The organism is Frigoribacterium sp. MEB024 (assembly GCF_000878135.1).
In the GTDB taxonomy this organism is placed as follows: Bacteria; Actinomycetota; Actinomycetes; order Actinomycetales; family Microbacteriaceae; genus Frigoribacterium.
On sequence record NZ_JXQZ01000024.1, the window covers coordinates 1 to 24351 of the forward strand.

Below are 24351 nucleotides of genomic sequence, written 5' to 3' on the forward strand. Positions count from 1 at the left end.
TCGTCGCCGACGCGGCGTCAGCCGGCGGGCGCGACGACCACGTCGACGCCGGCGGCCGCGAACTCGGCCAGGGCCTCGGGCGCGGCCGTGGCGTCGGTGACGAGCGTCCAGCCCTCGGGCAGCGCCGCCCGGGCGTGGAACGTCGCGCGACCGAGCTTCGAGCCGTCCGCCAGCACGTAGACGCGCCCGGACTGGCGGCACATCAGCTCTTTGAGGCGGGTCTGCACGAGGTCCGCCTCGACCACGTGCCCCGAGGCGAGCACGCCGTCGGCGCCGAGGAACACCCGGTCGAAGGTCAGGCGCTCGAGCGCGGCCTCGGCCAGCGGCCCGACGAAGCCCTGGCTGGCCGGACGCAGCGTGCCACCGAGGCACTCGAGGTGGATGCCGTCCGAGTCGGCGAGCTGCTGGATGACGGCGATCGAGGTGGTGGCGACCGTCGCGACCAGACCCGAGCGCGCCTCCCGGGCGAGGGCCGCGACCGACGACCCGGCGTCCAGCAGCAGCGTCTCGCCGTCGTGGACGAGTGTGCGGGCGTACCGGGCGATCTCGGCCTTGGCGACCCCGGCCTCGCTGTTGCGCTGCCGGAAGGTCGGCTCGGCCCCGGGGGCGCCGAGCGGCATGGCCCCGCCGTAGGTGCGCGCGATCTCGCCGCGCCGGGTGAGCTCGGCGAGGTCGCGGCGGATCGTCGACGGGGTCACCTCGAAGCGGCGGCTCAGCTCGTCGACGCTCGCCAGCCCGGTGGTGTGGGCGAGCTCGACGATGTCGCGGCGTCGCTCCCGTGCCGTGGTGCTCATGCGATGGCCGTCCTGTTCGGTGGGGCGGGCGGCGTCACGCCGACGGTGCACCGACCTCGACGGCGTCGGCCGGGCTGGGCGACATCTCGACCGCCTGGCGCAGCGCCTCGATCATGCTACCGACGGCCACGACCCCGGTGCCGGCGATGTCGAACGCGGTGCCGTGGTCGACCGAGGTGCGGATCACGGGCAGCCCGACGGTGATGTTGACACCGGCCTCGATGCCGAGCACCTTCACCGGCCCGTGGCCCTGGTCGTGGTACATCGCCACGATGAGGTCGTAGTCGCCGCGACCGCCGAGGAAGAACGCGGTGTCGGCCGGCAGCGGTCCGACGGCGCGGACGCCGTCGGCCTGCAGCACCTCGATGGCGGGGGTGATCTTCTCGGCCTCCTCCCCGTAGCCGAACAGGCCGTTCTCGCCGGCGTGCGGGTTGATCGCGCAGACGCCGATGCGGGGGTCGTCGACGCCCGCGCGGCGCAGGGCCTCCCAGCCGCGGCGCACCGTGCGCTCGACCAGGCCGGGCTCGATCTTGGCGATGGCGTCGATCAACCCGATGTGGGTGGTCACGTGGATCACCTTGATCTTGGGCGTCGAGAGCATCATCGACACCTCGCCGACGCCCATGAAGTGGGCCAGCAGCTCGGTGTGACCGGGGAACACGTGACCGGCCTCGTGCAACGCCGCCTTGTTCAGCGGAGCGGTGCAGATGCCCTGCACGAGGCCGGCCATGCCGAGCTCGCACGCGATGCGGATGTACTCGTACGCGGCGTGGCCGGCCTCGGCCGAGACGGCACCCCAGGGCAGGTCGGCCGAGAGCAGGTGCGGGTCGACGACGTTGATGCGGCCGGGGCTGAAGACGGCGTCGGCGGGGCCGTCGACCTCGACGATCTCGGCCTCGACGCCGAGCGCGGCGGCCCCCAGCCGCAGTCGGTGGGCGTCGCCGACGACGACCGGGCGGGCGTCGCGGTAGGCGGCCTCGTCGAGCAGCGCGCCGACGGTCACCTCGGGTCCGACGCCGGCGCCGTCGCCCATGGTGACGGCGATGAACGGCCGCGTGTCGGGTGTCGTCGTGGTCATGGGGGTTCTCCGTTTCGTGGGGGCGCCGGACGCGGCCGACGCGGTGAGGTCATGGGGGTCGGCGCCGGCGCGCGTGCGGCGCACCAGGTCGACGAGGTCGGCGAGCACGGTGGGGCCGCCGAAGCTGCCGGGCTTCGTGGCGACGAGCCGGCCGTCGCCCGCGGTGCCCCGCCCGTCGGCCGCGAGGCTGAGGACGGCACCGTGCTCGACCTGCGCGAGCGGCCGCAGGGTGGTCGTGGCGAGCCGGTCGAGCACCGCGCGGGCGGTCTCGCCGCCGGTCAGCACGAGGTCGAGGTCGAGGTCGACGCCGACCCGGGCGACGACCTCGGCGAGGGCCGCCGACCCGACGAGCGGGTCGGGCAGGCGCCGTGCGGTCACCGTCAGCACGGCGACGGACGACCGGGACAAGGAGGCGCGGGTCACCTCGACGAGGTCACCCGCGTCGTCCGCCGGGTCGAGCACGTGCACGTCCGCACCGGTCGCGGCGAGCACGTCGGCGTGGCCGCGGGCCACCTCGGCGGCCGAGCCGACCACGACGAGGACGGGTCGCACGGGCCCGGCCCCACCACGGGGCGCGACGTCGTCGGACGCGAGAGCGTGGCCGCCCGGAGCCACCGCCGGGTCCACGCCCGGAGCCACCGCGTCGGCGAGCGCGGCGGCGAGTGCGGCGCTGCCCGCGAGGGCGACGGGCCGACGGACCCCGGGGCGCCCGGACAGTCGGAGAACGGCCGCGACCACGGCCGCGAGGTCGTCGTCGGTCTCGGCGTCGACGAGGGCGAGGGCTCCCCCGACGAGTGCGTCGTCGAGGCGAGCGGCGAAGGCGACCGGACCCGAGCGAACGACGTCGAGGCCGACGAGGGCCGACGGGTGGTCGACCAGTTCGGCGAGGGTCGCGGGGGCGTCGCGCGGTTCGAGGTGCCAGAGGGGCGTCTCGGCCAACGGTCGCCCGTCGACGAGGGGCCGCCCGCCGACGACCGTGCGCCCGAGAGCGGGCAACGCCCCCGCCACGACCACGTCGTAGCCTCGGCCGGTCAGGGCCTCGAGCTCGGGCCCGACGTGACCGCGCCAGAGCGAGTCCGTCTTCTTCAGGACGAGGGTGCCGACCGGCAGGGGCAGCGTGTCGATCGCGACCCGCGCCTCCTCGGCGGTGCCGGCGCGGATGCCGACGTCGACGACCGTGACCCCGGTGGCCGGCCCGGACGGCACGCCGAGCGAGACCGAGGTCTCGTGACCGCGCAGCCGGAACTGCTCGGCGGTCTCGGCGGCGCCGGACAGGTCGTCGGCGATGACGGTGATCGGGGTCATGATGCGGCCATCCTGACACGACTGCGCGTTGTGCGCCAATGGTCTTGCGCGAAACGCGCAGCCCTGGCACAGTGTCATCCAGCCCGGACGAGGGCGTCGCAGCGCTGCGGGACCGGGCGCCGTCGACCTCGTCGAACCCCTGGATCGAGAGGTCGATGATGACCGTTCCGTTCGCGGACCACGAGATGTCGCGCCGTACCCTGCTCCGCTGGGGTGCCGCCGCCGGACTCTTCGTGACCGCCACCAGCCTCGCCGGCTGTGCCGGTCCGACCGGGCTGCCCGGGCCCGGCACGCTGACCCTGGCCCTCAACCGCTCGCTGGTCAGCCTCGACAACAAGCTGAACCAGTTCGACGCGGCCGTCACGGTGCAGCGGGCGGTGCGCCAGGCGCTCACGCGCATCGGCCCCGACATCACGCCCGAGCTCGTGCTCGCCGAGAGCTTCGAGCCGACGAGCGACACGCAGTGGACGGTCCGGCTGCGCGAGGGCGTCCGCTACTCGGACGGCACGCCCGTCACGGTCGCCGACGTCGCCACCGCGCTGCAGATGTACGAGCAGGTGCAGGGCTCGTTCGTCGCCAGCTTCTTCCCCGAGTTCCCGACCGTGACCGCGATCGACGAGCGCACCTTCACGCTCGACTCGTCGCAGCCGATCCCGGTGCTCGACGCCTTGATGAGCAACATCCTGATCACCCCGGCCGCGGCCAACAAACCGGAAGAGCTGCAGGACGGCGTGGGCAGCGGCCCGTTCGTCGTCACGCGCTTCAACCGCGGCGCCGGCACCTACAGCCTGAGCCGCAACGAGCAGTACTGGGGCGAGGCGCCGGGCGTCGACCGGGTCGAGGTGCGGTTCCTGCCCGAGGAGTCCAGCCGCGTGATCGCGCTGCGCAGCGGCGAGGTCGACGTGATCGACTCGATCACGCCCGACTCGGCGACGCAGCTGCAGGGACTGCCCGGGATCGCCCTCGACGAGGCCTCGAGCCTGCGCATCAACCAGATCTTCTACAACTTCCGCAAGCCCGAGGGGCACCCGCTGGCCGACGCCCGGGTGCGCGAGGCGCTCAGCCACGCGATCGACGGCCGCGCCCTCGTGCGCGACGTGCTGACCGACTCGGCGACGCAGGCGGACGGCGTCGTGCCGCCGAGCCTGCTCGGCTACGCGAAGACGGGCGAGTACACCTACGACCCCGACCTCGCCCGGCGCACGCTCGCCGAGCTCGGGGCGAGCGACCTGACCTTGCGCATCATCTGGGAGACCGGCGAGTTCGCCGGCGACACCTTCATCATGGAGGCCCTCGTGGAGATGTTCGGTTCGATCGGCGTGCGGACCACGCTCCAGCAGTTCGAGCCCGGTGGCGACATCCTGCAGTGGCGCCAGGGCAAGGCCGGCGACTGGGACCTGCTCGGCAACGGCTTCTCGGCCCCCACGGGCCTCGCGTTGACCATCTTGCAGGGCATGTACGCGGGCACCGCCGAGAAGGAACAGACCCGCGACACCTACCAGGGCTACGTGCAGCCCGACGTGGCCGAGGCGATCGCCCGCGCGTCCACCGAACCCGACGCGACGCTGCGCCAGCAGCGGCTCGCCGAGGCGCAGCAGGCGGCCTGGGACACCTGGCCCTGCGCCTGGGCCTTCGTGCCCAAGTCGGTGCTCGCCCGTCGCGAGCGGGTCGAGCGCCTGGCCCTCGCGTCGTCCAACACGTATCCGCTCGCCGACGTCCGACTGGGGGCCTGACCATGGCGACCTACATCCTCAAGCGCCTCGGCCAGGGCCTGCTCACCGTGTTCCTCACGGTGTCGACGGTCTTCGTGCTGATCCGCCTCGCGCCCGGCGACCCGGCCGTGGCCTACGCCGGGCCGCTCGCGACGAACGAACAGCTCGCCGCCGTGCGCGAGCAGTTCGGCCTGGACGACCCGCTGCTGCAGCAGTACGGCGTGTTCCTGCAGCAGCTGTTCACGGGCAACCTGGGCACCTCGTACTCGTTCCAGGCACCGGCCGTGCAGGTCGTCCTCGAACGACTGCCGTACACGCTGACGCTCTCGTTCGCGGCGATCCTGCTGGCGGCCGTCGTGTCGATCCCGCTCGGCGTCTGGATGGCCCGCCGCACCGACACCCGCAGCGAGACCGGCGTGAACGTCGTCGCGATCGCCGGCCAGTCGATGCCCGACTTCTGGACCGGCATCCTGCTGCTCAGCGCCTTCGCCGTCGTGATCCCGATCTTCCCGGCCTCGGGCTTCGCGACCTGGGGCGGCCTCGTCCTGCCGACCGTGACGATCGCCATCCTGCAGGTGGCGCTCATCTCCCGACTCGTCCGACGCGAGATGGCGACCAACTTCTCGGCGCCCTACCTGACCGTGGCCCGGTCGCGTGGGGTCTCGGAGCGCGCCCTCACCTGGCGCTACGCCATGGGCAACTCGGCGATCCCGGTCTTCACGGCCCTCGGCACCCGGTTCGCGGCGATGCTCAACGGCGTCGTCGTGGTCGAGGTCGTGTTCGCCTGGCCCGGCGTCGGGTCGCTCATCGTGCGGGCACTCGAGACCCGCGACTACCCCCTCATCCAGGCGACCGTGCTGGTCACGTCGCTGCTCGCCGTCGGCGTCCAGCTGCTGATCGACCTCGCCTATCCCCTGCTCGATCCGCGCGTGCGGCTCGGAAAGGCGAGTGCCGCATGACCCGCACCGACACCTCCGGACGCCCGTCCGGCCCGGCGACCGCCGGCCCGTCCGGCCGGACCCCCGAGGAGGCGCGACCCACCGCGGTCACGCCGCGCCTGCTGAAGAGGTCCGAAGCGGCCCGACGGACCTCCGCCGCCCGCGTCAAGCTCTGGGTCGGGGCGATCTGCGCCCTCGTGGTCATCATCCCGATCGTGCTGGCGCAGGCCCTGCCGCTGCCCGACGCGAACGGCCAGGACCTCGGCAACCGCCTCGCGCCTCCGTTCACGGCCGGGCACCTGTTCGGCACCGACCAGCTCGGCCGCGACCTGCTCTCGCGCGTGCTGCACGGCGGCCAGGTCTCGCTCGCGATCGGCGTGCTCGCCGTCCTCGTCTCGGGTGCGATCGGCGTCGTGCTCGGCTCGATCGCCGGGTTCTACGGGCGCTGGGCCGACACGCTGATCAGCCGCCTGCTCGAGGCCCAGATGTCGCTGCCGCTGCTGATGATGCTGCTGCTCGTGGTCGCCCTCTTCGGCCCGTCGATCCCGGTCATCACCTTCGTGATCGCGATCGCGCAGTGGCCCGAGGTGGCCCGCCTGACCCGTTCGCTCGTGCTCGTCGAACGCGAGAAGCCGTACGTCTCGTCGGCCCGGACGCTCGGCCTGAACCGCTTCACGATCCTGCTGCGCCACGTCGTGCCGAACGTCATCAAGCAGGCGACGCTCGTCGTGCTGCTGCTGCTCGCCCAGGCCGTGCTGCTCGAGAGCGCCCTGAGCTTCCTCGGGGCGGGCCCGCAGCGACCGTTCGCCACCTGGGGCCGCATCATCTCGGACGGCCAGGACTACGTCACCACGGCCTGGTGGATGGTCACGATTCCGGGCCTGTTCATCGTGCTGCTCGTCGTCGGGGTGAACCTGCTGGGCGACGCCCTGCGGGACCGGCCGCGCCGGTCGGCGGCCTCGCGCCTCCGTCGGTTCGTCGGGCTGCGCCCGTCGACCTCGGCGTCGACCTCGGCGCCGACCTCGACCCCGAAGAAGGGAACGATCGCATGACCCCCGTGACCGACGACTCCGTCGACCCCGACCTGCTGCTCGAGGTGCGCGACCTGCAGATCGAGCTGATGACGACGAACGGCATCGTGCGCGCCGTCGACGGCGTCTCGTTCCACATCGCCCGCGGCGAGACCGTCACGATCATCGGCGAGTCCGGCTCGGGCAAGTCGACCACCGCGATGGGCGTGCTGCAGCTGCTGCCCGCCGACCTCGCCGTGGTCTCGGGCCACGTGCGCATCACCGGACTCGACGTGCTCGCCTCCGCCTCGGCCGTGCGGAAGGTGCGCGGCCGGGCGGTCGCGCTGATCCCGCAGGACCCCATGACGGCGCTCAGCCCGGTGCGGTCGATCGGCTCGCAGCTCGGTGAGGCGATCCGCATCGCCGGGGCCGCCAGCGGTCGGGCCGCCGTGACCGCGCGGGCCGTGCGCCTCCTCGAACAGGTGCACATCCCCGACCCCGTCGCCCAGCTGCGGAAGTTCCCGCACCAGCTCTCGGGCGGCATGCTGCAGCGCGTGCTGATCGCCATCGCCCTGGCCTGCGAGCCGCAGCTCATCGTCGCCGACGAGCCGACCAGCGCCCTCGACGTGACGGTGCAGGCCGGCATCCTCGACCTGCTGCTCGAACTGCAGGAGCAGCGCGGCATCGGCCTGCTGATGATCACCCACGACCTCGGGGTCGCCCGCCTGGTGTCCGACCGCATCCACGTCATGAAGGCCGGCGTCTTCGTCGAGTCGGGCGACGTGCGGCAGATCGTCGAGCACCCCGCCGAGCCCTACACGCAGGGCCTGCTCGCCGCGGTTCCCACCCTGGGCGCCTGGGACGAGACCCCGTCCACGCCCGCCCCGTCCAGCACCGACCGACCGGAGGCCACCCGTGTCTGACACCATCCTCGAGGTCGACGACCTGGTCGTCGACTACGGCAGCGGCTCGACCGCCCACCGCGCAGTCGACCACGTGTCGTTCTCGGTGCGCCGCGGCAGCACCTTCGCCATCGTGGGCGAGTCGGGCTGCGGCAAGTCCACGATCGCCAAGGCGGTCATGCGGCTGTTGCAGCCGACCAGCGGGCGCATCGTGCTCGACGGCACCGACCTGGCGACCCTGTCGGAGGCGCGGTTGCGGCCCCTGAGGCACCGGTTCCAGATGGTCTTCCAGGACCCGTACGGCTCGCTCGACCCGCACCTGAGCGCCCGCGACATCGTCGCCGAACCGCTCCGGCTGAAGGGCGTGCGGTCGGCCCAGGACCGTGCCACCGAGGCGGCCCGCCTGATCGACCGCGTCGGCCTGCCCTCGACCGCGCTCGACCGTCGGCCGCACGAGTTCTCGGGCGGCCAGCGCCAGCGCATCGGCATCGCGCGGGCGCTCGCCTCGAGCCCCGACCTGCTGATCTGCGACGAGGCGACGAGCGCGCTCGACGTGTCGGTGCAGGCGCAGGTGCTCGAGCTGCTGCGCGAGATCCAGGTCGACACGGGCATCACCTACGTCGTCATCTCGCACAACCTCGGCGTCGTGCAGCAGATCAGCGAGAGCGTGCTCGTCATGAAGCAGGGCGCCGTCGTCGAGCAGGGCGCCACCGCACAGGTGCTCACCTCGCCCACCGAGGACTACACGCGGCGGCTGCGCCGGGCCGCCCTCGACCCCGCCACGATGACGGGCGTGAAGCCGCGCCACGTCGTCCGCAGCCTCTCGTTGGGAGCCACCGCATGACCCGGACCGACACCGCCCGGACCGACACCGTCGCCGACGCCGACACCGCCGTGACGGGCGATGCGGCGGCCACCCGACCCGCGCCTCCTCGGCTCGTGCTCGGCACGATGACCTTCGGCGACACCGTCGACGAGGCCACCGCCGCCCGGATGCTCGACACCGCGCGCGACGCGGGCGTCAGCTGGATCGACACCGCCAACGCGTACGTCGGCGGCACGACCGAGACGATGCTCGGCCGCCTGCTCGCCGGGCGACGCGACGAGGTCGTGCTCGCCTCGAAGGCCGGCATGCCGCACGCCGACGCGGGCGGCCTGCCGCCGCTCTCGGCCGTGGCCCTGCGCGCGAGCGTCGAGGCGAGCCTGCGCCGCCTCGGCACCGACCGGCTCGACCTGTTCTACCTGCACCAGCCCGACCGCCTGACGCCGCTCGACGAGACCCTGTCGACGGTCGCCGCGCTCGTCGCCGAGGGCAAGGTGCTCTCGCTCGGCGTCTCGAACTTCGCCGCCTGGCAGATCGGCGACGTCGAACGCGTGGCCGACGCCGTGGGAGCTCCCCGCCCGGTCGTCGCACAACAGCTGTGCAACCTCGTGGCGCGCCGTCTGGACGACGAGTACCTCGAGTTCGCGAGCGTCCACGGGCTCGAGACGATGGTCTACAACCCGCTCGGCGGTGGCCTGCTGACCGGTCGGCACCGGTTCGACGAGACGCCGACCGACGGGCGCTTCGGTGACTCGGCCCTCGCCGAGATGTACACGAAGCGCTACTGGGACGCCGACCTCTTCGTCGCGATCGACCGACTGTCGGGTGTCGCGGCCGAGGCCGGGGTGACGCTCGTCGAGCTCGCCCTGCGCTGGGTGGCGTACCGGCCCGAGGTCGGTTCGGTGCTGCTCGGCGGCTCCCGGCCCGAGCAGCTGACCGCCAACGTCGCCGCGATCGCCGACGGGCCGCTGCCCGACGAGGTCGTGGCGGCCTGCGACGAGGTCGGACGCTCGTTGCGGGGGCCGATGCCTCCGTACGCGCGCTGACCCGTGCCTCCTGACCTCCCCCGACCGAACCGCACGCACCGCGCACACCGCACGAGAGAGAGCACCATGAGCACCGCCAGCGACTTCGCCCGCACGATCCGCCGCCGCGAGAGGGCGGTCGGCTACTGGATCACCCTCGACGCGCCGCCCGCGACCGAGCGCATCGCGCGGCTCGGCTACGACTACGTCTGCCTCGACGCGCAGCACGGCCTCTTCGGCTACCAGGGCATGATGACCGGCCTGCTCGCGATCGACGCGGGGCAGACCTCGGCCGGCCTGGTGCGGGTCGAGGCGAACGACATCACGCCCATCGGCAAGGCCCTCGACGCCGGGGCGGCCGGCGTCATCGTGCCGCTCGTCGACACGGCCGAGGACGCCGCCGCGGCGGTGCGCAGCGCGAAGTACCCGCCGCACGGCCGCCGCTCGTACGGCCCCATGCGGTCGAGCCTGCGCATCGGCCCCGTGCCGGCCGACGCGAACGACACGACGATCGTGCTCGCCATGATCGAGACGCCCGACGGGCTCGCGAACGTCGAGGCGATCGCGGCCACCCCCGGGCTCGACGGCCTCTACGTCGGCCCGAGCGACCTCTGCATCGCGGTGGGCGGGGCGTACCCGGGCGACCCGGCCGTGCAGGAGGCCTTCGACGCCGCCCTCGTCCGCGTGGCGGCGGCGGCCGAGGCGGCGGGCATCGCGGCGGGCATCCACACGCCGCACGGCGACGTCGCCCGGCAACGCCTCGCGGCGGGTTACACGTTCGCGACCGTGGCCGGTGACCTCAACCACCTCGAGGCCGCCGCACGCGACCACCTGCGGCGGGCGACCGCGACGGACGACGCCGACGCGACCGCAGGAGGCGCGGCGTGAGCAGGCAGGACACGGCGGCGGATCAGGGCGCCGCGGTCCCGGTCGGCGCTGTGGGCGTCGACGGGGCGGACGACGCGGACGGCGTCGTCGCCGACGGCCGGCTGCGGCCCGACGCGGCGGGACGCTCCTGGTCGTACGTGCCGACGGCCACGGTGCAGTCGCACGCGGCCAACCTCGCCGAACTGCCCGACGGTCGCCTGGCCTGCGTCTGGTTCGGCGGCACGCAGGAGGGCGTCTCGGACATCCACGTCTGGTTCTCGACCCTCGACGGCGAGGTCTGGTCCGAGCCCGTGCGGCTCAGCGACGACCCCGCGCGCTCCGAGCAGAACCCGGTGCTCTTCACGGCCCCCTCGGGCGACGTCTGGCTGCTCTACACCGCTCAACGGGCGGGCAAACAGGACTCGGCCGAGGTGCGCCGCCGGGTCTCGACCGACGGCGGGACGACCTGGGGTGAGCCGTCGACGCTCTTCGCGGCCGACGAGACCGGCGGTGTGTTCGTCCGGCAACCGCCGGTCGTCAGCCGGGCAGGCGACCTGCTCGTGCCGGTGTTCCGCTGCGTGACGACCCCCGGGCAGGCGTGGGTGGGCGACCACGACACGAGCTCGGTGATGATCTCCCGGGACGGCGGCGCCACGTGGGGTGAGGTCACCGTCCCGGGCAGCACGGGAGCCGTGCACATGAACGTGCACGAGCTGCCGGACGCCTCGCTGCTCGCGCTCTTCCGCAGCCGCTGGGCCGACGCCGTCCACGAGTCCCGCTCGACCGACGGCGGCCGCACCTGGACGGCGCCCGTGCCGACCGAGCTGCCCAACAACAACTCGTCGGTGCAGTGGGTGCCGCTCGCCGACGGCCGCCTCGCGATCGTGTACAACCACCGCCGGGCCGACGCCACGACCGAGCGCCGGCTCGGGCTCTACGACGAGATCGACGAGTCCGGCATCGTCGAGCAGGCCGTGCTGCCCGGTGCGGACGCGGACGCCGACCAGGAGGCGCGGGCCGGGTCGCCTGCGGAGGGGGGCCGGACGGCGTTCTGGGGCACGCCCCGGGCTCCGATGTCGCTGGCGGTGTCGACGGACGACGGGCGCAGCTGGCCGCACCGCGTCGACCTCGAGGACGGCGACGGGTGGTGCCTCTCGAACAACTCCCGCGACGGGCTGAACCGCGAGCTGTCGTACCCGAGCATCACGCAGACGAGCGACAGGGCCGTGCACGTGGCCTACACCTGGCACCGACGGGCGATCCGCCACGTGCGCCTGTCGCCCGCCGACCTGCCCGGCGTGCCCGGCGCGCCCGGCGTGCGCGACCTGCCCGGCGCGGACGTCGGGGACTGAGCCGTGGCCGACGACGAGACACGGGGCGGGCCGGGCACCGACCGGCACGCCGTCGTCACGGGCTGCAGCTCGGGCATCGGGCGGGCGATCGCCGGGTTCCTGTTGGCCGAGGGGTGGCGGGTGACCGGGCTCAGCCGGCGCGCGGTCGACCTGGGCGAGGGGTTCTCGTGGGTCGGCTGCGACCTGTCGGTGCCCGGTGACGTCGCGGCGGCGGTCGTCGACGTCGAGCCGGTCGACGCGATCGTCCACGCGGCCGGGTTCCAGGTCGCCGCCCCGCTCGGGCGGCTCGACCCCAACGCCCTCGAGGGCATGTTCGCCGTGCACGTGGGGGCCGCGGCAGCCCTCGTCGACGCGCTCGTCGACCGGCTATCCGACGGCGGCCGCATCGTGCTGATCGGCAGCCGTACCGCCGTCGGGGTCGCCGGCAAGAGCCAGTACGCGGCGACGAAGGCGGCCCAGGTCGCGCTGGCCCGCAGCTGGGCGGCCGAACTGGCTCCGCGGGGCGTCACCGCCAACGTCGTGGCGCCGGGGCCCACCGACACGCCGATGCTCGCCGACCCGGCCCGCGCCTCCTCGGCTCCGGTCGTGCCGCCGCTGGGCGCGCTCGTCGACCCGGTCGACGTGGCCGCGCTCGTGGCGTTCGTGCTCGGGCCACACGGACGGAGCATCACGGGGCAGGCGCTCGTCGTCTGCGGGGGCGCCTCGCTCTGAGAGAGGTCGGGGTGGTGCGTCCTGGCCGAAAAGCGAGGAGCGAACACGAGTTGTTTTGACCCATTCAAAAGAAGGCGTATGGTGGTGGCAACGCCGACGGAGGCCAGGGCCACCGTCGAGCACCTCGGCGCAGCCTTCCCCGCCGGTGGCCGCCCGCTCGATCCCCGATCGCGGGCCCCCGACCGACACGACCCGCCAAGCCTCGAGGAGTCACCATGGACACCACCGCCACGACCACCCGCACCCCCGTCACCCCGCTCGGCGGCCGCTACGTCAGCACGCCCGCCGCCCCGACGATCGGCTCCTACGTCGGCTCGCTCGCCGCCGACGTCGCCCCCGGTTCGTACGTCAGCACCTCGGCTCGCCGAGACCTGTCGATCGGCCGCTACACCGCCGGCGTGCTGCGTCGCCTCTCGTCGGCCACGGCATCCGTCCGCACGGCCACGGGCACGATCCACACCGCGACCGGTTCGATCCGCACCGCGTAGTCGTCACCGGTCGGAGTCGCCTCACCCCGACCGTCCCGCCCGGGCGGCCCGTCCGGGCTGCCCCACCAGACCCGGGCCCGTCGCGCGACCTGAATCCGCGCGACGGGCCCGCTGTTGTACCCAGGAGACACGACGTGCCGCTCACCTGCGAAGGTGAGCGGCACGTCGTGACATCCCTGTGGCCAGGCCAGGCCAGGCCAGGCCCGGCAGCCGACCGGACTAGAGCGTCGCGGCCGAGGGGTCCCAGCTCTCGTCGAGCGGCACCGGCTGCTGCACGGCGGACTCGACGGAGACCGGCCCACCCTGCTCGGCGGCCGACGAGATCGCCAGCAGCACGTCGAGCACGTGCGAGGCGACGGCCCCGCTGGCACGCTCGGCGTCGCCACCGCGGATCGCCCGCGCCAGGTCGAGCACGCCCGACCCGCGTCCGTAGGTCGACCCCACGGCGGCGAGCGTCTCGGGCTCGTCCTGGCCGAAGCGCCACAGGCTCGAGTCGCCCTCGAACGTGTTGGGGTCGGGCAGCACGAGGGTGCCCTCGGTGCCGCTGATCTCGACGAAGCCCATGCGGGGCAGCGCGTTCTGGAACGAGAACGTCGACTGCGCCGACTGCCCGCCCGCGAACTCGATGAGCGCCGCGTGGTGCGTCGGCACCTCGACCGGGAAGGTCTGGCCCGCACGCGGGCCGCTGCCGATGGTGCGCGTGTCGAACGACTTCGACGAGACCGCGCTGACGCGGCTGGCCGAGCCGAACGCGTGCACCAGGGTCGTCACGTAGTACGGCCCCATGTCGAAGAGCGGACCGGCCCCGAGTGCGAACAGGAAGTCGGGGTTGGGGTGCCACGACTCGGGCCCGGGCACGTGGAACATCGTGGTCGCCGTCAGGGGCTGGCCGATGTCGCCGCGGGCGATCGCGCGCATCGCGGTCTGGATGCCGGCGCCGAGCACGGTGTCGGGTGCACAGGCCACGCGGACGCCGGCCGCCTCGGCGGCGGCGAGCAGGTCGCGCGCGGACTCGTGGTCGAGGGCGAGGGGCTTCTCGCTCCAGACGTTCTTGCCGGCGGCGATGATCTGACGTCCGACCTCGGCGTGCACGGCCGGGATCGTCAGGTTGACGACGATCTCGATCTCGTCGATCGCGAGCAGTTCGTCGACCGTGCCGTGACCCGGGACGCCGTACGTCTCGGCCTGCGCCTTGGCACGGTCGAGGTCGAGGTCGGCGACGAAGAGCACCTCGAGGTCGGCGAACTGCGTCATGTTCTCGAGGTAGGTGCCGCTGATGACGCCCGCGCCGATGACGCCGACGCCGACGCGTCCCGTGCGGCCGGCGGTCGTGTCGACGCCGCTCACTTGTCGTTCTCCTGCAGCCAGGCGAAGGACTCGGCGACGCCGTCGAAGACGTCCTTCGCGTAGTCGTCGAACTCGACGACGCGCAGCGCGTGCGGCGCGGCGGCGAGCACGGCGGCGACGTCGACGTCGCCCTGACCGGCCGGGGTCTGGTTCTTGAAGGCGGCGGCGAGCGCGTCGGGCACCTCGAGGGCGCTCTCGCTGCTGGGCAGGGCGGTCGCGATGTCGCCCGAGATCTTGCCGTCCTTGACGTGAAGGAACTGCACACGGTCACCCAGCGAGCGCAGCAGCGCCGGGGTGTCCATGCCGCCGACGGTCGACCAGAAGGTGTCGATCTCGAGGACGACGTCGTCGTTCAGGCGCTCGAGGAAGAAGTCGTAGACGGGACGGCCGTCGACCTTGTTCGCGAACTCCCACTGGTGGTTGTGGTAGCCGAACCTCAGGCCCGATGCCGCGGCGAGCACCTGCAGCTCGTTGACGCGGTCGGCGATCTTCCGGGCGTCGTCGGCGGTCTGCCAGCGGTCGCTCGGGATGAACGGGTCGATGACCGTGCCGATGCCGAGCTGGGCCGCGGCGGCGAAGGCGCGCTCGGGCTCGTCGGAGTCGATCACGGGGGCGTGGCCGGAGGGGGCGGTGACGCCGGAGGCGGCGAAGGCCTTCTCGAACTCGTCGGCACGCTCGACGAACGAGTAGGGCTCGACCTGGGTGAAGCCGATCTCGGCGATGCGGGCGACGGCGCCCTGCAGGTCGGCCGAGACGGCGTCTCGGACCGTGTAGAGCTGAACGGAGGGTGACGAGGTCATGGAATGACTCCTTTGTCGTGAGGGGTTCCGGTGGTCTGTGCCCAACTCTGTCACTTATGTCGACGGATGACAAAAGTTCGTCCGAAATCGACGCATTCGCTTGCCCGGGCGACACCTGCTGTGTATTCTGCGAACACCTAGCGCGACTAGGTTTTGACTCGAGGAGGCGTCATGGCCAACCCAGGCCCCATCGGCACGCAGGGCGTGCTCACCCAACCCGTCAGCACCGTGAGGGTGTCGCGGGGCTACATGATCGCGCTGGGCCTGGCACAGTTCGGCCTGTTCGCGGCCCTGCTCTCGCCGGTGTACGTGAGCATGCAGCTCAAGGCCCAGCAGCTAAACCCCGACGACCCGGCGAGCATCATCGGGCTCGTCCTGCCGTTCGGCGCCTTCGGTGCGCTGCTCGCCAATCCCCTCGTCGGCGCGCTGAGCGATCGCACGCGCACCCGGTGGGGGCGCCGTCGGCCCTACCTGGTGGGCGGCATCGTCGTCTTCACGCTCGCCCTCGCCTGGCTCGCGTTCGCCCCCACCGTGCTGCAGCTCGGCATCGCCTGGGTGATCGCGCAGGTCGCGGCCAACGCCGTGCTCGCCGCCCTGACCGCGAGCTTCGCCGACAACGTGCCGCAGTTCCAGCGCGGCAAGGCCTCGAGCGTCATCGCCCTGGCACAGAACATCGCCGTCCTCGCGGGCACCTACCTCGCCGTGCTGTTCGTCGCGAACCTGCCGGTGCTCTTCATCGCGCCGGGCGTCCTCGCGATCGTGCTGATCCTCGTCTACGCGGTCGTCGCCCGCGACGACCTGCCCGAATACGAACTCAAGCCCTTCACCTTCGTCAACCTGGTCAGCTCGTTCTGGACGAACCCCCTCGAGCACCGCGACTTCGCCTTCGCCTGGTGGTCGCGGTTCCTGATCATCCTCGCGACGTTCATGTTCACGACCTACCGACTGCTCTACATGCAGGAGCACCTCGGCATCTCGGACGTCGCCGACGCCACGGCCGCGGTCGCCTTCGGCGTCCTGCTCTACACGATCGCGTTGATGGCGAGTGCCGCGCTCTCGGGCTGGCTGAGCGACAGGCTCAAGATGCGCAAGGTCTTCGTCGGAGGCTCGACCGCCCTCTTCGCGGTCGGCCTGATCCTGCTGGCCCATGCCGAGACCGTCACCGGCTTCTACGTCGCCGAGGTCGTCATGGGCTTCGCCTACGGCATCTACGCCGCCGTCGACACCGCCCTCGTCGTCGACGTGCTGCCGAACGCCGACCGTCCGGGCAAGGACCTCGGCGTCATCAACATCGCCAACGCCCTGCCGCAGTCGCTCGCCCCGGCGATCGCGCTGTTCTTCCTCGGCATCGGCAACACCGGCTCGGGCAACTACACCCTGATGCTCTGGGCCGCCGGCGTCGCGGCGATCCTCGGCGCCCTGGCCGTCATCCCCATCAAGCGCGTGCGCTGAGTCGGGCGGTGGCGTGTGCGACGGCCTACCGTCGCACACGCCATGACGCCCCCGACCGACACCTCCGCCGCCACCCCTGCCACCGCCGGTCCGGGTGACCACCGGGTCGTACCCACGGTCGGCCCGGTGGCCGCCCCGGACCTGCACCTCATGACCTACAACGTGCGGCGGCGCATGCCGCAGGTGCTGACCACCCGTCACGCACTGGCCGACCGGTGGTCGTCCCGGCTGCCGGCACTGCGCCTCCTGCTCGAGGCCGAGCGACCCTCGGTGCTGGGCATCCAGGAGGCGCTGCCCGACCAGTCCGCGCAGCTCGCGGACGCCCTCGGCGCCGACTACGACTCGGTCGGCACGGGTCGCGACCGTGACCGCGGCGGCGAGCGCGTCGAGCTGTACGTCGACACCGCCCGGCTGAGGATCGTCCGCCACGAGGCGCTCTGGCTCTCGGCCACCCCCACGGTGCCGGGGTCGCGCTCGTACGGCAACATGATCCCCCGCACGGCCGTCCACGCCGAGCTCGAGGACCTCGCGACCGGAGCCCGACTGGACGTGGTCGTGACGCACTTCGACCACCTCTTGGCCCGCTCGCGGCGACACTCCGCCGTGCAGCTGCGCACCTTCACCGACGCCCTCGACGGGCCCGTCGTCGTGATGGGCGACTTCAACGCCGTGGTCGACTCCCCCGCGCACCGCGAGCTGACCCGCGGCAGGCTGGTCGACAGCCGCGTGGTGGCCGACGCGCGGCTCGACCCGGGCTGGGGCTCGTACTCGAACTACGGCCCGCCCCGCACCGGCGGCCGCCGCCTGGACTGGCTGCTCGTCGACACCGGGGCCCACGTCGAGCGGGCCGGCGTCGGCGGGGTCCGTCCCGGCGGCGTCGCCCCCTCCGACCACGACCCGGTGCACGCCGTCGTGCGCTGGCCGTCCGGGCACGCCGAGCACCGTCCCGCCGAGCACCGTCCCGCAGAGCACCGTCCCGTCGAGCACCACCCCGAGGAGTCCTGAGATGCCCACCGTCGCCGAGACCTTCCTCCGCCGCCCGCACGGAGTCCTCGAGTACGTCGCCGACGCCGTCCGCGTGGTCGCCGCGCTGAGCGTCGTCGTGGTCGGCGTCGGCTGGGGCGTCGTCGAGATCGCCGTGCTGATGCTGGCCCTGCTCGGCACCCTCGTTCCCCGCATGCTCGGCCTCCGGGCGACGTTCGACCTGATGGTCGGCGTCGCCGCGCTGGGGGCCGCCTGGAGCAGCGTCTTCGAGCTCTACACCCGGGTCACGGGCTACGACACGGTCGTGCACTTCGTGCTCAACGGCCTGCTCGCCGCGGTGTTCGTCGTCCTCGCCCACCGCGCCGGCTGGATCGTGTCGCCGGGCCGCCGTGACGGACGAGGAGGCGCGGGTCGCTCCGCCCGCGTCGGCTCAGTCCTGCTGACGGTCGCCTTCGGCCTGGCGGCCGGCACCTTGTGGGAGATGGGCGAGTGGGCGGGCCACACCCTCGTCGACTCGGCGATCTTCGTCGGCTACGACGACACGATCGGCGACCTCGCCGCGGGCGGCCTCGGCTCGCTGCTGGCCGGGCTGGCGCTGCCGTTCCTCGTGGGGGGCGACGTCCGCTGCCGGGCCGCGCGCGCCTCCTCGTCCGGAGCCGGTGCCGGCGCGGGTGCCGACGGACACGGGGGCGACGCCGTCGGCCACGGCCGCCCGCGCGTCCACCACCGCTGAGGGCGCCCAGCCGAGCCGCGTGAAGACGCCGGCCGGGTCGGCGCGCAACCAGCGCGACCACGGCAGGCCGTCGGTGCCGTGGACCGTGAACGAGTGCAGCGCCCGGTACGTCCGCAGCCACGGGGCGTTGCCCGGGTCGAGCGGCCGGGCCGAGATGCCCGTGACGACGTCGCGGCGGTAGGCGATGCGGCCCCGACCGGCGAGTTGGCGGTCGCCGAGGTGCAGGGCGAGGTCCATGTCGTCGTGCAGCAGGGTCTCGTGCCGGTGCACCTCGTCGCGGACGTCGAGCCAGGCGGTGCGGCGCATCATCATCGTCGAGCCGAACAGCGGCCAGTGCGCCAGGGCGGCCCCGATCACGAGGTGGTACGCGCCGACGTACAGAGCCGAGAGCAGGCGTTCGACGCCGACGGGCGCATCGTAGAAGCGGGCGTTCGTGCTCACGGCGAGCACGTCCGGCTCGTCGACGAGGGTGCCGAGCAGATCGGCGACCCAGGTGCGGGGCAGGACGCTGTCGGCGTCGACCCGCCCGATGAGGTCGGCGGGTGCGGGGGTGCCCGGCCCGGCACCCACCCCGGCGGCGGCGTCGTAGCCCGTGCTCGCGGCCGCGGCGATGCCGACCTCGGCCTCGGCGACCACGCGGGCACCGTGCCGGAGGGCCACCTCCACGGTGTCGTCCGTGCTGCCGTTGTCGACGACGATCACCTCGTCGGGCACTCGCGTCTGCCGCGCGAGCGATCGGAGGCACGCGTCGAGCAGGGCTCCGTCGTCTCGGACGGGGACGACGACACAGACACGCACTCGCCCATCCAACCCGGTCGGGGCGGGTCACGTCGAGCGTTCACACCCCAGGACGTCGCCGAGACCCCTCGGCGCGCACGGGGGTCTCGGCGGTTTCCCGGGGTCTGGCCGCACGCTCGCCCGGCGAGAGCAGACTCGGCGCATGATCCCGACCGCCGCCGAACCGATCGTCCCCATGCTCGCGAAGGCCGTGGCCGACGTGCCCGAGCCCGACTCCGTCGAGGGCGGGCTCGTCTACGAACCCAAGTGGGACGGGTTCCGCGGCATCGTGTACGCCGAGCGCGCCGCCGCCGGCCCCGACGACTCCGACGGCGCCCCGCTCACGATCGAGATCGGCAGCCGCGGCTCGAAGATGCTGACCCGGTACTTCCCCGAGCTGGTCGAGGCCCTCGTGCGCCTCCTGCCAGGGCCCTGCGTGCTCGACGGCGAGATCGTCGTACGCACCGGCGAGCCCGGTCACGAACGACTCGACTGGGACGCGCTGGGCCAGCGCATCCACCCGGCCGCGTCGCGCGTCGCGAAGCTCAGCGTCGAGACCCCCGCGATGTTCGTCGCGTTCGACCTGCTCGCCCTGGGCGACCGCGACCTGCTCGACACCCCGTTCGCCGAGCGCCGCGCGCTGCTGCTCGAGACGGTCGGCCCCGAGGGCGGTGCCGACGCCACGGCAGGAGGCGCGGGTCACCCCCTGCACGTCAGCCAGGCCACCGACGACGTCACGACCGCACGTCGGTGGCTGACCGAGTTCGAGGGCGCCGGGCTCGACGGGGTCGTCGCGAAGCCGACCCGCGCCTCCTACGCTCCGGGCAAGCGGACGATGCTCAAGGTCAAGCACCACCGCACCGCGGACGTCGTGGTGCTCGGCTACCGCGTCCACAAGAGCGGCTCAGGAGTGGGGTCGCTGCTGTTCGGGCTCTACGACGACGAGGGCGAACTGCGGAACGTCGGAGGCGCGTCCGCGTTCTCGGACGCCCGTCGCCTCGAGCTGGTCGACGAGCTGGCACCGTTCGTCGACCGCGACGACGACGGCGAGGTGCGTCACGCCGAGACCGAGCGCAGCCGCTTCTCGTCGGGCAAGGACGTGTCGTTCGTCCCGCTTCGTCCCGAGCGCGTGGTCGAGGTGCGGTACGACCAGATGGAGGGCTCCCGGTTCCGCCACACCGTGCAGGTCGAACGGTGGCGCGACGACCGCGAGGCCCGCTCGTGCGGGTTCGACCAGCTCGAGGTGCCGGCGGCGTACGACCTGGGCGAGGTGCTCGCCTAGGCGGGTGTCGGTGACCGAACGGGGCTCGCGGTGGTGAGCCGCGCCTCCTCGGCCCCGCCGGCTCAGTCGGCGGCGGGCTTCCGCGCCCGGCTGGGCTGCACGCGGGGCGGCTCGCCGGGCATCTTCGGGAAGTCGGGCGGGAAGGGCAGCTCGCCGAGGCCGTCGGCGACGTCGCGCTCCCACCAGGCGAGCAGTGTGTCGATGCGCCCCGGCGACTCGTGCATCGAGCCCCACGGGTCGCCGTGGGTCTGCAGTCGCTCGGGCACCGTCAGCACGGTGTGCTCGGCCGGGTCGATGCCGGGCAGGTCGTCCCACGTGACCGGCAGGGACACGGAGGCGCGGGGCAGCGCCCGGGGAGACCACGCCCCCGCCATGGTGCGGTCGCGATTGGCCTGGTTGTAGTCGACGAAGAGGCGGTCGCCGCGTTCCTCCTTCCACCACGCGGTGGTGACGCGGTCGGGGGTGCGGCGTTCGAGCTCGCGGGCGGCGGCGATCACGGCGTGCCGCACCTCGAGGAACTCGTGCGTCGGCTCGATCGGCGCGAAGACGTGCAGGCCCCGGTTGCCGCTCGTCTTGACGAACGCGGTGAGCCCCGCCTCGTCGAGCACGGCCCGGAGGTCGAGCGCGGCCGTCACGGCGTCCGCGAAGCTCGTGCCCGGCTGCGGGTCGAGGTCGATGCGCAGCTGGTCGGGCAGGTCGGGCTGCTCGGCGCGCGAGGCCCACGGGTGGAAGACCAGGGTGTTCATCTGGGCCGCCCAGACCGCGGCGGCGGGCTCGTCGATGACGAGCTGCGGGTGCACGCGACCGCTCGGGTAGGTGACGTCGACGGCTCGCACGTAGTCGGGGGTGCCGCGGGGCGGGTTCTTCGAGAAGTACTGGTCGCCGTCGACGTCGCCGCCGAAGCGCTGCAGCGAGATCGGACGGTCGCCGTTCGCCGCGACGAAAGGCGTGCCGACCTCGGCCAGGTAGTGCGCCAGGTCGAGCTTGGTCACGCCGAGGTCGGGCCAGAGCACGCGGGACGGACTGCTGATGCGGACGTCGCGGTCGCCCACCCGCAGGGTCGTCGCCTCGGATGCCATGTGCGTGACGCTAGTCCCGTCGCGCCGCCGGGGCACGAGGTGCCGGCGTTCACGGGGTGTTCACCCGGGCGTCGCTTCCGTCCGAGATGGTTCGGTCCACACCCGACGAAACGGACACCCGCATGCGCACGCCCTTGCTCCGCCTCGGCGCCCTGACCCTGGCCGGCTCGATCGCTGCCGCCGGGCTCGTGGCCACGAGCGCCCTGCCCGCCCTCGCGGCCGACGCCGACGTCGTCGTCAACGAGATCGACACGACCGACGACTGGGTCGAGCTGCTCAACACCGCCGCCGCCCCCACCGACGTGTCGGGCTTCGTGCTGCGCGACAGCAACGACACGCGGACCCTCTCCCTGCCCGCGGGTACGGTCCTCGCCGCCGGCGAGCGCCTGGTCGTCGACGTCGCCGACGACGCCGTGTGGGGCGCCGCCGCCTACGGGCTCGGACGCGCCGACGCCGTCCGGCTCTACGCGGCCGACGGCACGACGCTGCTCGACTCGTACGCCTGGACGCAGTTCCCGACCACGACCTACGGCCGCTGCGCCGACGGCACCGGCGAGTTCGCGACGACGGCCGCGGGAACCCGGGGCACCGCCAACGAGTGCGCGACGACACCGGCGCCGACCGACCCGACGGACCCCGCCCCGACCGACCCGACGACCCCCGCCGTGCCCGCCACCACCGACGTCGTGATCAACGAGGTCGAGTCCAACGGCGACGACACCGACTGGGTCGAGCTGACGAACGTCGGCACGGTGCCCGTCGACGTCTCGGGCTACACCTTCCGCGACGAGGACGACGTCCGCACCCCCTTCACCCTGCCCGCCGGTTCGGTCGTGCAGCCCGGTGCGTTCTTCGTGATCGACCAGGCCTCGGGCTCGAACCCGGTCGGCTTCGACTTCGGTCTCGGCCAGCCCGACTCGGCGCGCCTGTTCGACACCGCGGGCACGCTCGTCGCGTCGTACGCCTGGAGCGTCCACAGCACGGTCAGCCACGGCCGCTGCCCCGACGGCACCGGCGAGCTGACGACGACGACCTCGACCACGAAGGGCGCGGCGAACGACTGCTCGTCGCCCGTGCGCATCAACGAGGTCGAGAGCCAGGGAGGCGCGCCCGGCGACTGGGTCGAGCTCACCACCGTGGGCACCTCGTCGGTCGACCTCGGCGGCTACGTGCTGACCGACTCCGACCCGACGCACCGCTACGTGATCCCGGCCGGGACCGTCGTCGCCCCCGGTGGCTTCGTCGTCCTCGACGAGCAGACCCCGACCTCGGCCGGCTTCGACTTCGGGCTGGGCGGTGCCGACTCGGTGCGCCTGCTGCTGCCGGACGGCACGACGGCGGCCGACGGATCGACCCTCGCCGACGAGTACTCGTGGACCTCGCACGCCGCCACCACCTACGGCCGCGGCCCCGACGGCACGGGCGACTTCGCCGTCACGTCGGCCCCGACCAAGGGCTCGGCCAACACCTTCGCCGGCGTCTCCGTGCCGACCGCCTGGCCCGGCGGACCCGACGAGGTCCCCCTGGACGACGAGGGCACCTTCACGGGCGACCTGAGCGGTCTCGACTACGAGCCGACCGGCACGGCCACCGCCGGCACGCTCTGGGCGGTGCAGAACGGCGACGGCCTGCTCTACCGCATCGTCCCGGACGGCGCCGGCGGCTGGGCTCCGCAGACGACCGACGGCTGGGTCGCCGGCAAGAAGCTGCTGTACCCGAGCGGGGTCGCGACCGACATCGTGGACGCCGAGGGCGTCACGGTCGCCGACGACTCGTCCGCCGGGGGCGTCTACGTGTCGACCGAGCGCAACAACGCCTCGGGCTCCGTCAGCCGCCCCTCGGTGCTGCGGTACGACGCCGCGACCGCGAGCCCGGCCACGACCCTGGTCGCCACCGACGAGTGGAACCTCGCCGCGGACTTCCCCGGCCTGGGGGCCAACGCGGGCCTCGAGGGCATCACCTGGGTGCCCGACGCGTGGCTGACCGAGGCGGGGTTCGTCGACGAGGCGACCGGCGCCTCCTACGATCCGGCCACCTACGCCGGCCACGGCGACGGGCTCTTCTTCGTCGGCGTCGAGGGCACCGCGAGCGTCTACGCCTACGCCCTGATGGACGACGGTTCGTTCGAGCGCGTCGCGACGATCGCGACGTCGTTCGCCCTGGTCGCCGACCTGCAGTTCGACGCCGACCTCGACGCGCTCTGGGTCGTCTGCGACGAGGCCTGCTCGGGCCGCACGGCGCTGTTCTCGGTCGACGAGTCGGGGGCGTTCGCCGAGGACGTCGTCTACGAGGCACCGGCGAACGCCGACCGGGGGCTCGCCAACGAAGGCTTCGCGATCGCCCCGGCGGCGACGAGCGTCGACGGGTTCCGTCAGACGTTCTACGCGGACGACAACGACACCGACGGGTTCTCGCTGCGCGCCGGGACGTTCCCCGGCGTGGCGGCCGACCCCGGGACGCCCGGCGACCCCGGGACGCCCGGCGACCCCGGGACGCCCGGCGACCCCGGGACGCCCGGCACCCCCGGTGCACCCGGGACGCCCGGCGGCCCCGGTTCTCCCGCCGATCCCGGCACGGGCGTGACGCCGATCGGTCAGGGCTCGGGCCCGGCGTCGGTCGACGGGCAGCTCGCCTTCACCGGTTCCGACGCCCGGTGGGCGGCGGCCGCGGCCCTGCTGCTCGTGCTCGCCGGGGCAGGTACCCTGATCGCCCGTCGCCGTCGCCCCACCCGCGACTGACGAACGACGCCCCGCGAACCCCGTTCCGAACGATGAACCCGCAAGCTTCCGGGTTCATCGTTCGGAACGGGGTTCTTCGTCGTGCGGCGCCCGGGCGGCGGCCGGACGGCTGCCGGACGGCGGCCGGGCGGCGGCCGGGCAACGGGTCGGCGCG

At 73.3% G+C, this 24351-nt stretch carries 20 protein-coding genes; 14 read left to right on the plus strand and 6 right to left on the minus strand.

Annotated elements, in window-relative coordinates:
* Positions 1 to 17: 17 nt before the first annotated feature.
* Positions 18 to 794, minus strand: a complete 777-nt coding sequence (locus tag SZ60_RS05645; protein WP_043594480.1) for a DeoR/GlpR family DNA-binding transcription regulator — start codon at positions 792 to 794, stop codon at positions 18 to 20.
* Positions 795 to 828: 34 nt separating this feature from the next.
* Complete coding sequence (gene pdxA / locus SZ60_RS05650; RefSeq protein WP_043594464.1) at positions 829 to 3177, minus strand: 4-hydroxythreonine-4-phosphate dehydrogenase PdxA; 2349 nt, start codon at positions 3175 to 3177, stop codon at positions 829 to 831.
* A gap of 158 nt (positions 3178 to 3335) precedes the next feature.
* On the opposite strand from pdxA, the gene SZ60_RS05655 reads away from it, so the two are divergent.
* From SZ60_RS05655 to SZ60_RS05700, 10 genes are all read left to right on the plus strand, one after another.
* The gene (locus SZ60_RS05655) at positions 3336 to 4910 is read left to right on the plus strand and encodes an ABC transporter substrate-binding protein (RefSeq protein WP_043594481.1); all 1575 of its coding nucleotides are present in this window, start codon (positions 3336 to 3338) and stop codon (positions 4908 to 4910) included.
* Between the two features lie 2 nt (positions 4911 to 4912).
* Positions 4913 to 5848 carry an ABC transporter permease gene (locus tag SZ60_RS05660; RefSeq protein WP_043594466.1) on the plus strand — a complete coding sequence of 312 codons (936 nt, stop codon included), beginning with the start codon at positions 4913 to 4915 and terminating at the stop codon, positions 5846 to 5848.
* Positions 5845 to 6879, plus strand: coding sequence for an ABC transporter permease (locus tag SZ60_RS05665; protein WP_082059903.1), 1035 nt, complete (start codon positions 5845 to 5847; stop codon positions 6877 to 6879). The genes SZ60_RS05660 and SZ60_RS05665 overlap by 4 nt, the downstream gene beginning before the upstream one ends.
* Positions 6876 to 7760: an ABC transporter ATP-binding protein gene (locus SZ60_RS05670; protein WP_052505188.1), complete on the plus strand. Its 885-nt coding sequence runs from the start codon at positions 6876 to 6878 to the stop codon at positions 7758 to 7760. Before SZ60_RS05665 ends, SZ60_RS05670 begins: the two co-directional genes overlap by 4 nt.
* Positions 7753 to 8583, plus strand: coding sequence for an ABC transporter ATP-binding protein (locus tag SZ60_RS05675; RefSeq protein ID WP_043594468.1), 831 nt, complete (start codon positions 7753 to 7755; stop codon positions 8581 to 8583). The genes SZ60_RS05670 and SZ60_RS05675 overlap by 8 nt, the downstream gene beginning before the upstream one ends.
* Entirely contained in the window at positions 8580 to 9608 is a 1029-nt protein-coding gene (locus SZ60_RS05680) for an aldo/keto reductase (RefSeq protein WP_082059904.1), read from the plus strand. The genes SZ60_RS05675 and SZ60_RS05680 overlap by 4 nt, the downstream gene beginning before the upstream one ends.
* Before the next feature lie 66 nt (positions 9609 to 9674).
* Positions 9675 to 10475: an HpcH/HpaI aldolase/citrate lyase family protein gene (locus SZ60_RS05685; protein WP_043594469.1), complete on the plus strand. Its 801-nt coding sequence runs from the start codon at positions 9675 to 9677 to the stop codon at positions 10473 to 10475.
* Positions 10476 to 10576: 101 nt separating this feature from the next.
* Entirely contained in the window at positions 10577 to 11806 is a 1230-nt protein-coding gene (locus SZ60_RS05690; protein WP_369700694.1) for an exo-alpha-sialidase, read from the plus strand.
* 3 nt (positions 11807 to 11809) lie between these two features.
* Positions 11810 to 12517, plus strand: coding sequence for an SDR family NAD(P)-dependent oxidoreductase (locus SZ60_RS05695; RefSeq protein WP_043594471.1), 708 nt, complete (start codon positions 11810 to 11812; stop codon positions 12515 to 12517).
* A 215-nt stretch (positions 12518 to 12732) separates the two neighbouring features.
* Entirely contained in the window at positions 12733 to 13005 is a 273-nt protein-coding gene (locus SZ60_RS05700) for a hypothetical protein (RefSeq protein WP_043594472.1), read from the plus strand.
* Positions 13006 to 13224: 219 nt separating this feature from the next.
* Here the strand turns inward: SZ60_RS05700 and SZ60_RS05705 are convergent, their stop codons facing one another.
* Positions 13225 to 14352 carry a Gfo/Idh/MocA family protein gene (locus tag SZ60_RS05705; protein ID WP_043594473.1) on the minus strand — a complete coding sequence of 376 codons (1128 nt, stop codon included), beginning with the start codon at positions 14350 to 14352 and terminating at the stop codon, positions 13225 to 13227.
* Positions 14349 to 15152 carry a sugar phosphate isomerase/epimerase gene (locus tag SZ60_RS05710; RefSeq protein WP_043594474.1) on the minus strand — a complete coding sequence of 268 codons (804 nt, stop codon included), beginning with the start codon at positions 15150 to 15152 and terminating at the stop codon, positions 14349 to 14351. Before SZ60_RS05710 ends, SZ60_RS05705 begins: the two co-directional genes overlap by 4 nt.
* Positions 15153 to 15323: 171 nt before the next feature.
* Between SZ60_RS05710 and SZ60_RS05715 the strand changes: the two genes are divergently transcribed.
* Entirely contained in the window at positions 15324 to 16604 is a 1281-nt protein-coding gene (locus tag SZ60_RS05715; RefSeq protein WP_043594475.1) for an MFS transporter, read from the plus strand.
* Between the two features lie 42 nt (positions 16605 to 16646).
* On the plus strand, positions 16647 to 17609 hold the full coding sequence (locus tag SZ60_RS05720) for an endonuclease/exonuclease/phosphatase family protein (RefSeq protein WP_052505189.1): 963 nt from the start codon (positions 16647 to 16649) through the stop codon (positions 17607 to 17609).
* A gap of 409 nt (positions 17610 to 18018) precedes the next feature.
* Here the strand turns inward: SZ60_RS05720 and SZ60_RS05730 are convergent, their stop codons facing one another.
* Positions 18019 to 19119, minus strand: coding sequence for a glycosyltransferase family A protein (locus SZ60_RS05730; RefSeq protein ID WP_052505190.1), 1101 nt, complete (start codon positions 19117 to 19119; stop codon positions 18019 to 18021).
* A gap of 142 nt (positions 19120 to 19261) precedes the next feature.
* Between SZ60_RS05730 and SZ60_RS05735 the strand changes: the two genes are divergently transcribed.
* The gene (locus SZ60_RS05735; RefSeq protein ID WP_043594478.1) at positions 19262 to 20380 is read left to right on the plus strand and encodes an ATP-dependent DNA ligase; all 1119 of its coding nucleotides are present in this window, start codon (positions 19262 to 19264) and stop codon (positions 20378 to 20380) included.
* A gap of 62 nt (positions 20381 to 20442) precedes the next feature.
* Here SZ60_RS05735 and ligD read toward each other — a convergent pair whose 3' ends face one another.
* Complete coding sequence (ligD, locus tag SZ60_RS05740; RefSeq protein ID WP_043594479.1) at positions 20443 to 21459, minus strand: non-homologous end-joining DNA ligase; 1017 nt, start codon at positions 21457 to 21459, stop codon at positions 20443 to 20445.
* Between the two features lie 122 nt (positions 21460 to 21581).
* Here ligD and SZ60_RS17110 point away from each other — a divergent pair, with 122 nt between their 5' ends.
* On the plus strand, positions 21582 to 24197 hold the full coding sequence (locus tag SZ60_RS17110) for a lamin tail domain-containing protein (protein WP_052505191.1): 2616 nt from the start codon (positions 21582 to 21584) through the stop codon (positions 24195 to 24197).
* Positions 24198 to 24351 lie beyond the last annotated feature (154 nt).

Excerpts from the sequence above, each read along its gene's own strand:
- SZ60_RS05655 (WP_043594481.1), top strand. The coding sequence starts at position 3,336 with ATGACCGTTCCGTTCGCGGACCACGAGATGTCGCGCCGTACCCTGCTC.
- pdxA (WP_043594464.1), bottom strand. The coding sequence starts at position 3,177 with ATGACCCCGATCACCGTCATCGCCGACGACCTGTCCGGCGCCGCCGAG.
- SZ60_RS05660 (WP_043594466.1), top strand. The coding sequence starts at position 4,913 with ATGGCGACCTACATCCTCAAGCGCCTCGGCCAGGGCCTGCTCACCGTG.
- SZ60_RS17110 (WP_052505191.1), top strand. The coding sequence starts at position 21,582 with ATGCGCACGCCCTTGCTCCGCCTCGGCGCCCTGACCCTGGCCGGCTCG.
- SZ60_RS05680 (WP_082059904.1), top strand. The coding sequence starts at position 8,580 with ATGACCCGGACCGACACCGCCCGGACCGACACCGTCGCCGACGCCGAC.
- SZ60_RS05645 (WP_043594480.1), bottom strand. The coding sequence starts at position 794 with ATGAGCACCACGGCACGGGAGCGACGCCGCGACATCGTCGAGCTCGCC.
- SZ60_RS05710 (WP_043594474.1), bottom strand. The coding sequence starts at position 15,152 with ATGACCTCGTCACCCTCCGTTCAGCTCTACACGGTCCGAGACGCCGTC.
- SZ60_RS05670 (WP_052505188.1), top strand. The coding sequence starts at position 6,876 with ATGACCCCCGTGACCGACGACTCCGTCGACCCCGACCTGCTGCTCGAG.
- ligD (WP_043594479.1), bottom strand. The coding sequence starts at position 21,459 with ATGGCATCCGAGGCGACGACCCTGCGGGTGGGCGACCGCGACGTCCGC.
- SZ60_RS05665 (WP_082059903.1), top strand. The coding sequence starts at position 5,845 with ATGACCCGCACCGACACCTCCGGACGCCCGTCCGGCCCGGCGACCGCC.
- SZ60_RS05715 (WP_043594475.1), top strand. The coding sequence starts at position 15,324 with ATGGCCAACCCAGGCCCCATCGGCACGCAGGGCGTGCTCACCCAACCC.
- SZ60_RS05720 (WP_052505189.1), top strand. The coding sequence starts at position 16,647 with ATGACGCCCCCGACCGACACCTCCGCCGCCACCCCTGCCACCGCCGGT.
- SZ60_RS05685 (WP_043594469.1), top strand. The coding sequence starts at position 9,675 with ATGAGCACCGCCAGCGACTTCGCCCGCACGATCCGCCGCCGCGAGAGG.
- SZ60_RS05700 (WP_043594472.1), top strand. The coding sequence starts at position 12,733 with ATGGACACCACCGCCACGACCACCCGCACCCCCGTCACCCCGCTCGGC.
- SZ60_RS05735 (WP_043594478.1), top strand. The coding sequence starts at position 19,262 with ATGATCCCGACCGCCGCCGAACCGATCGTCCCCATGCTCGCGAAGGCC.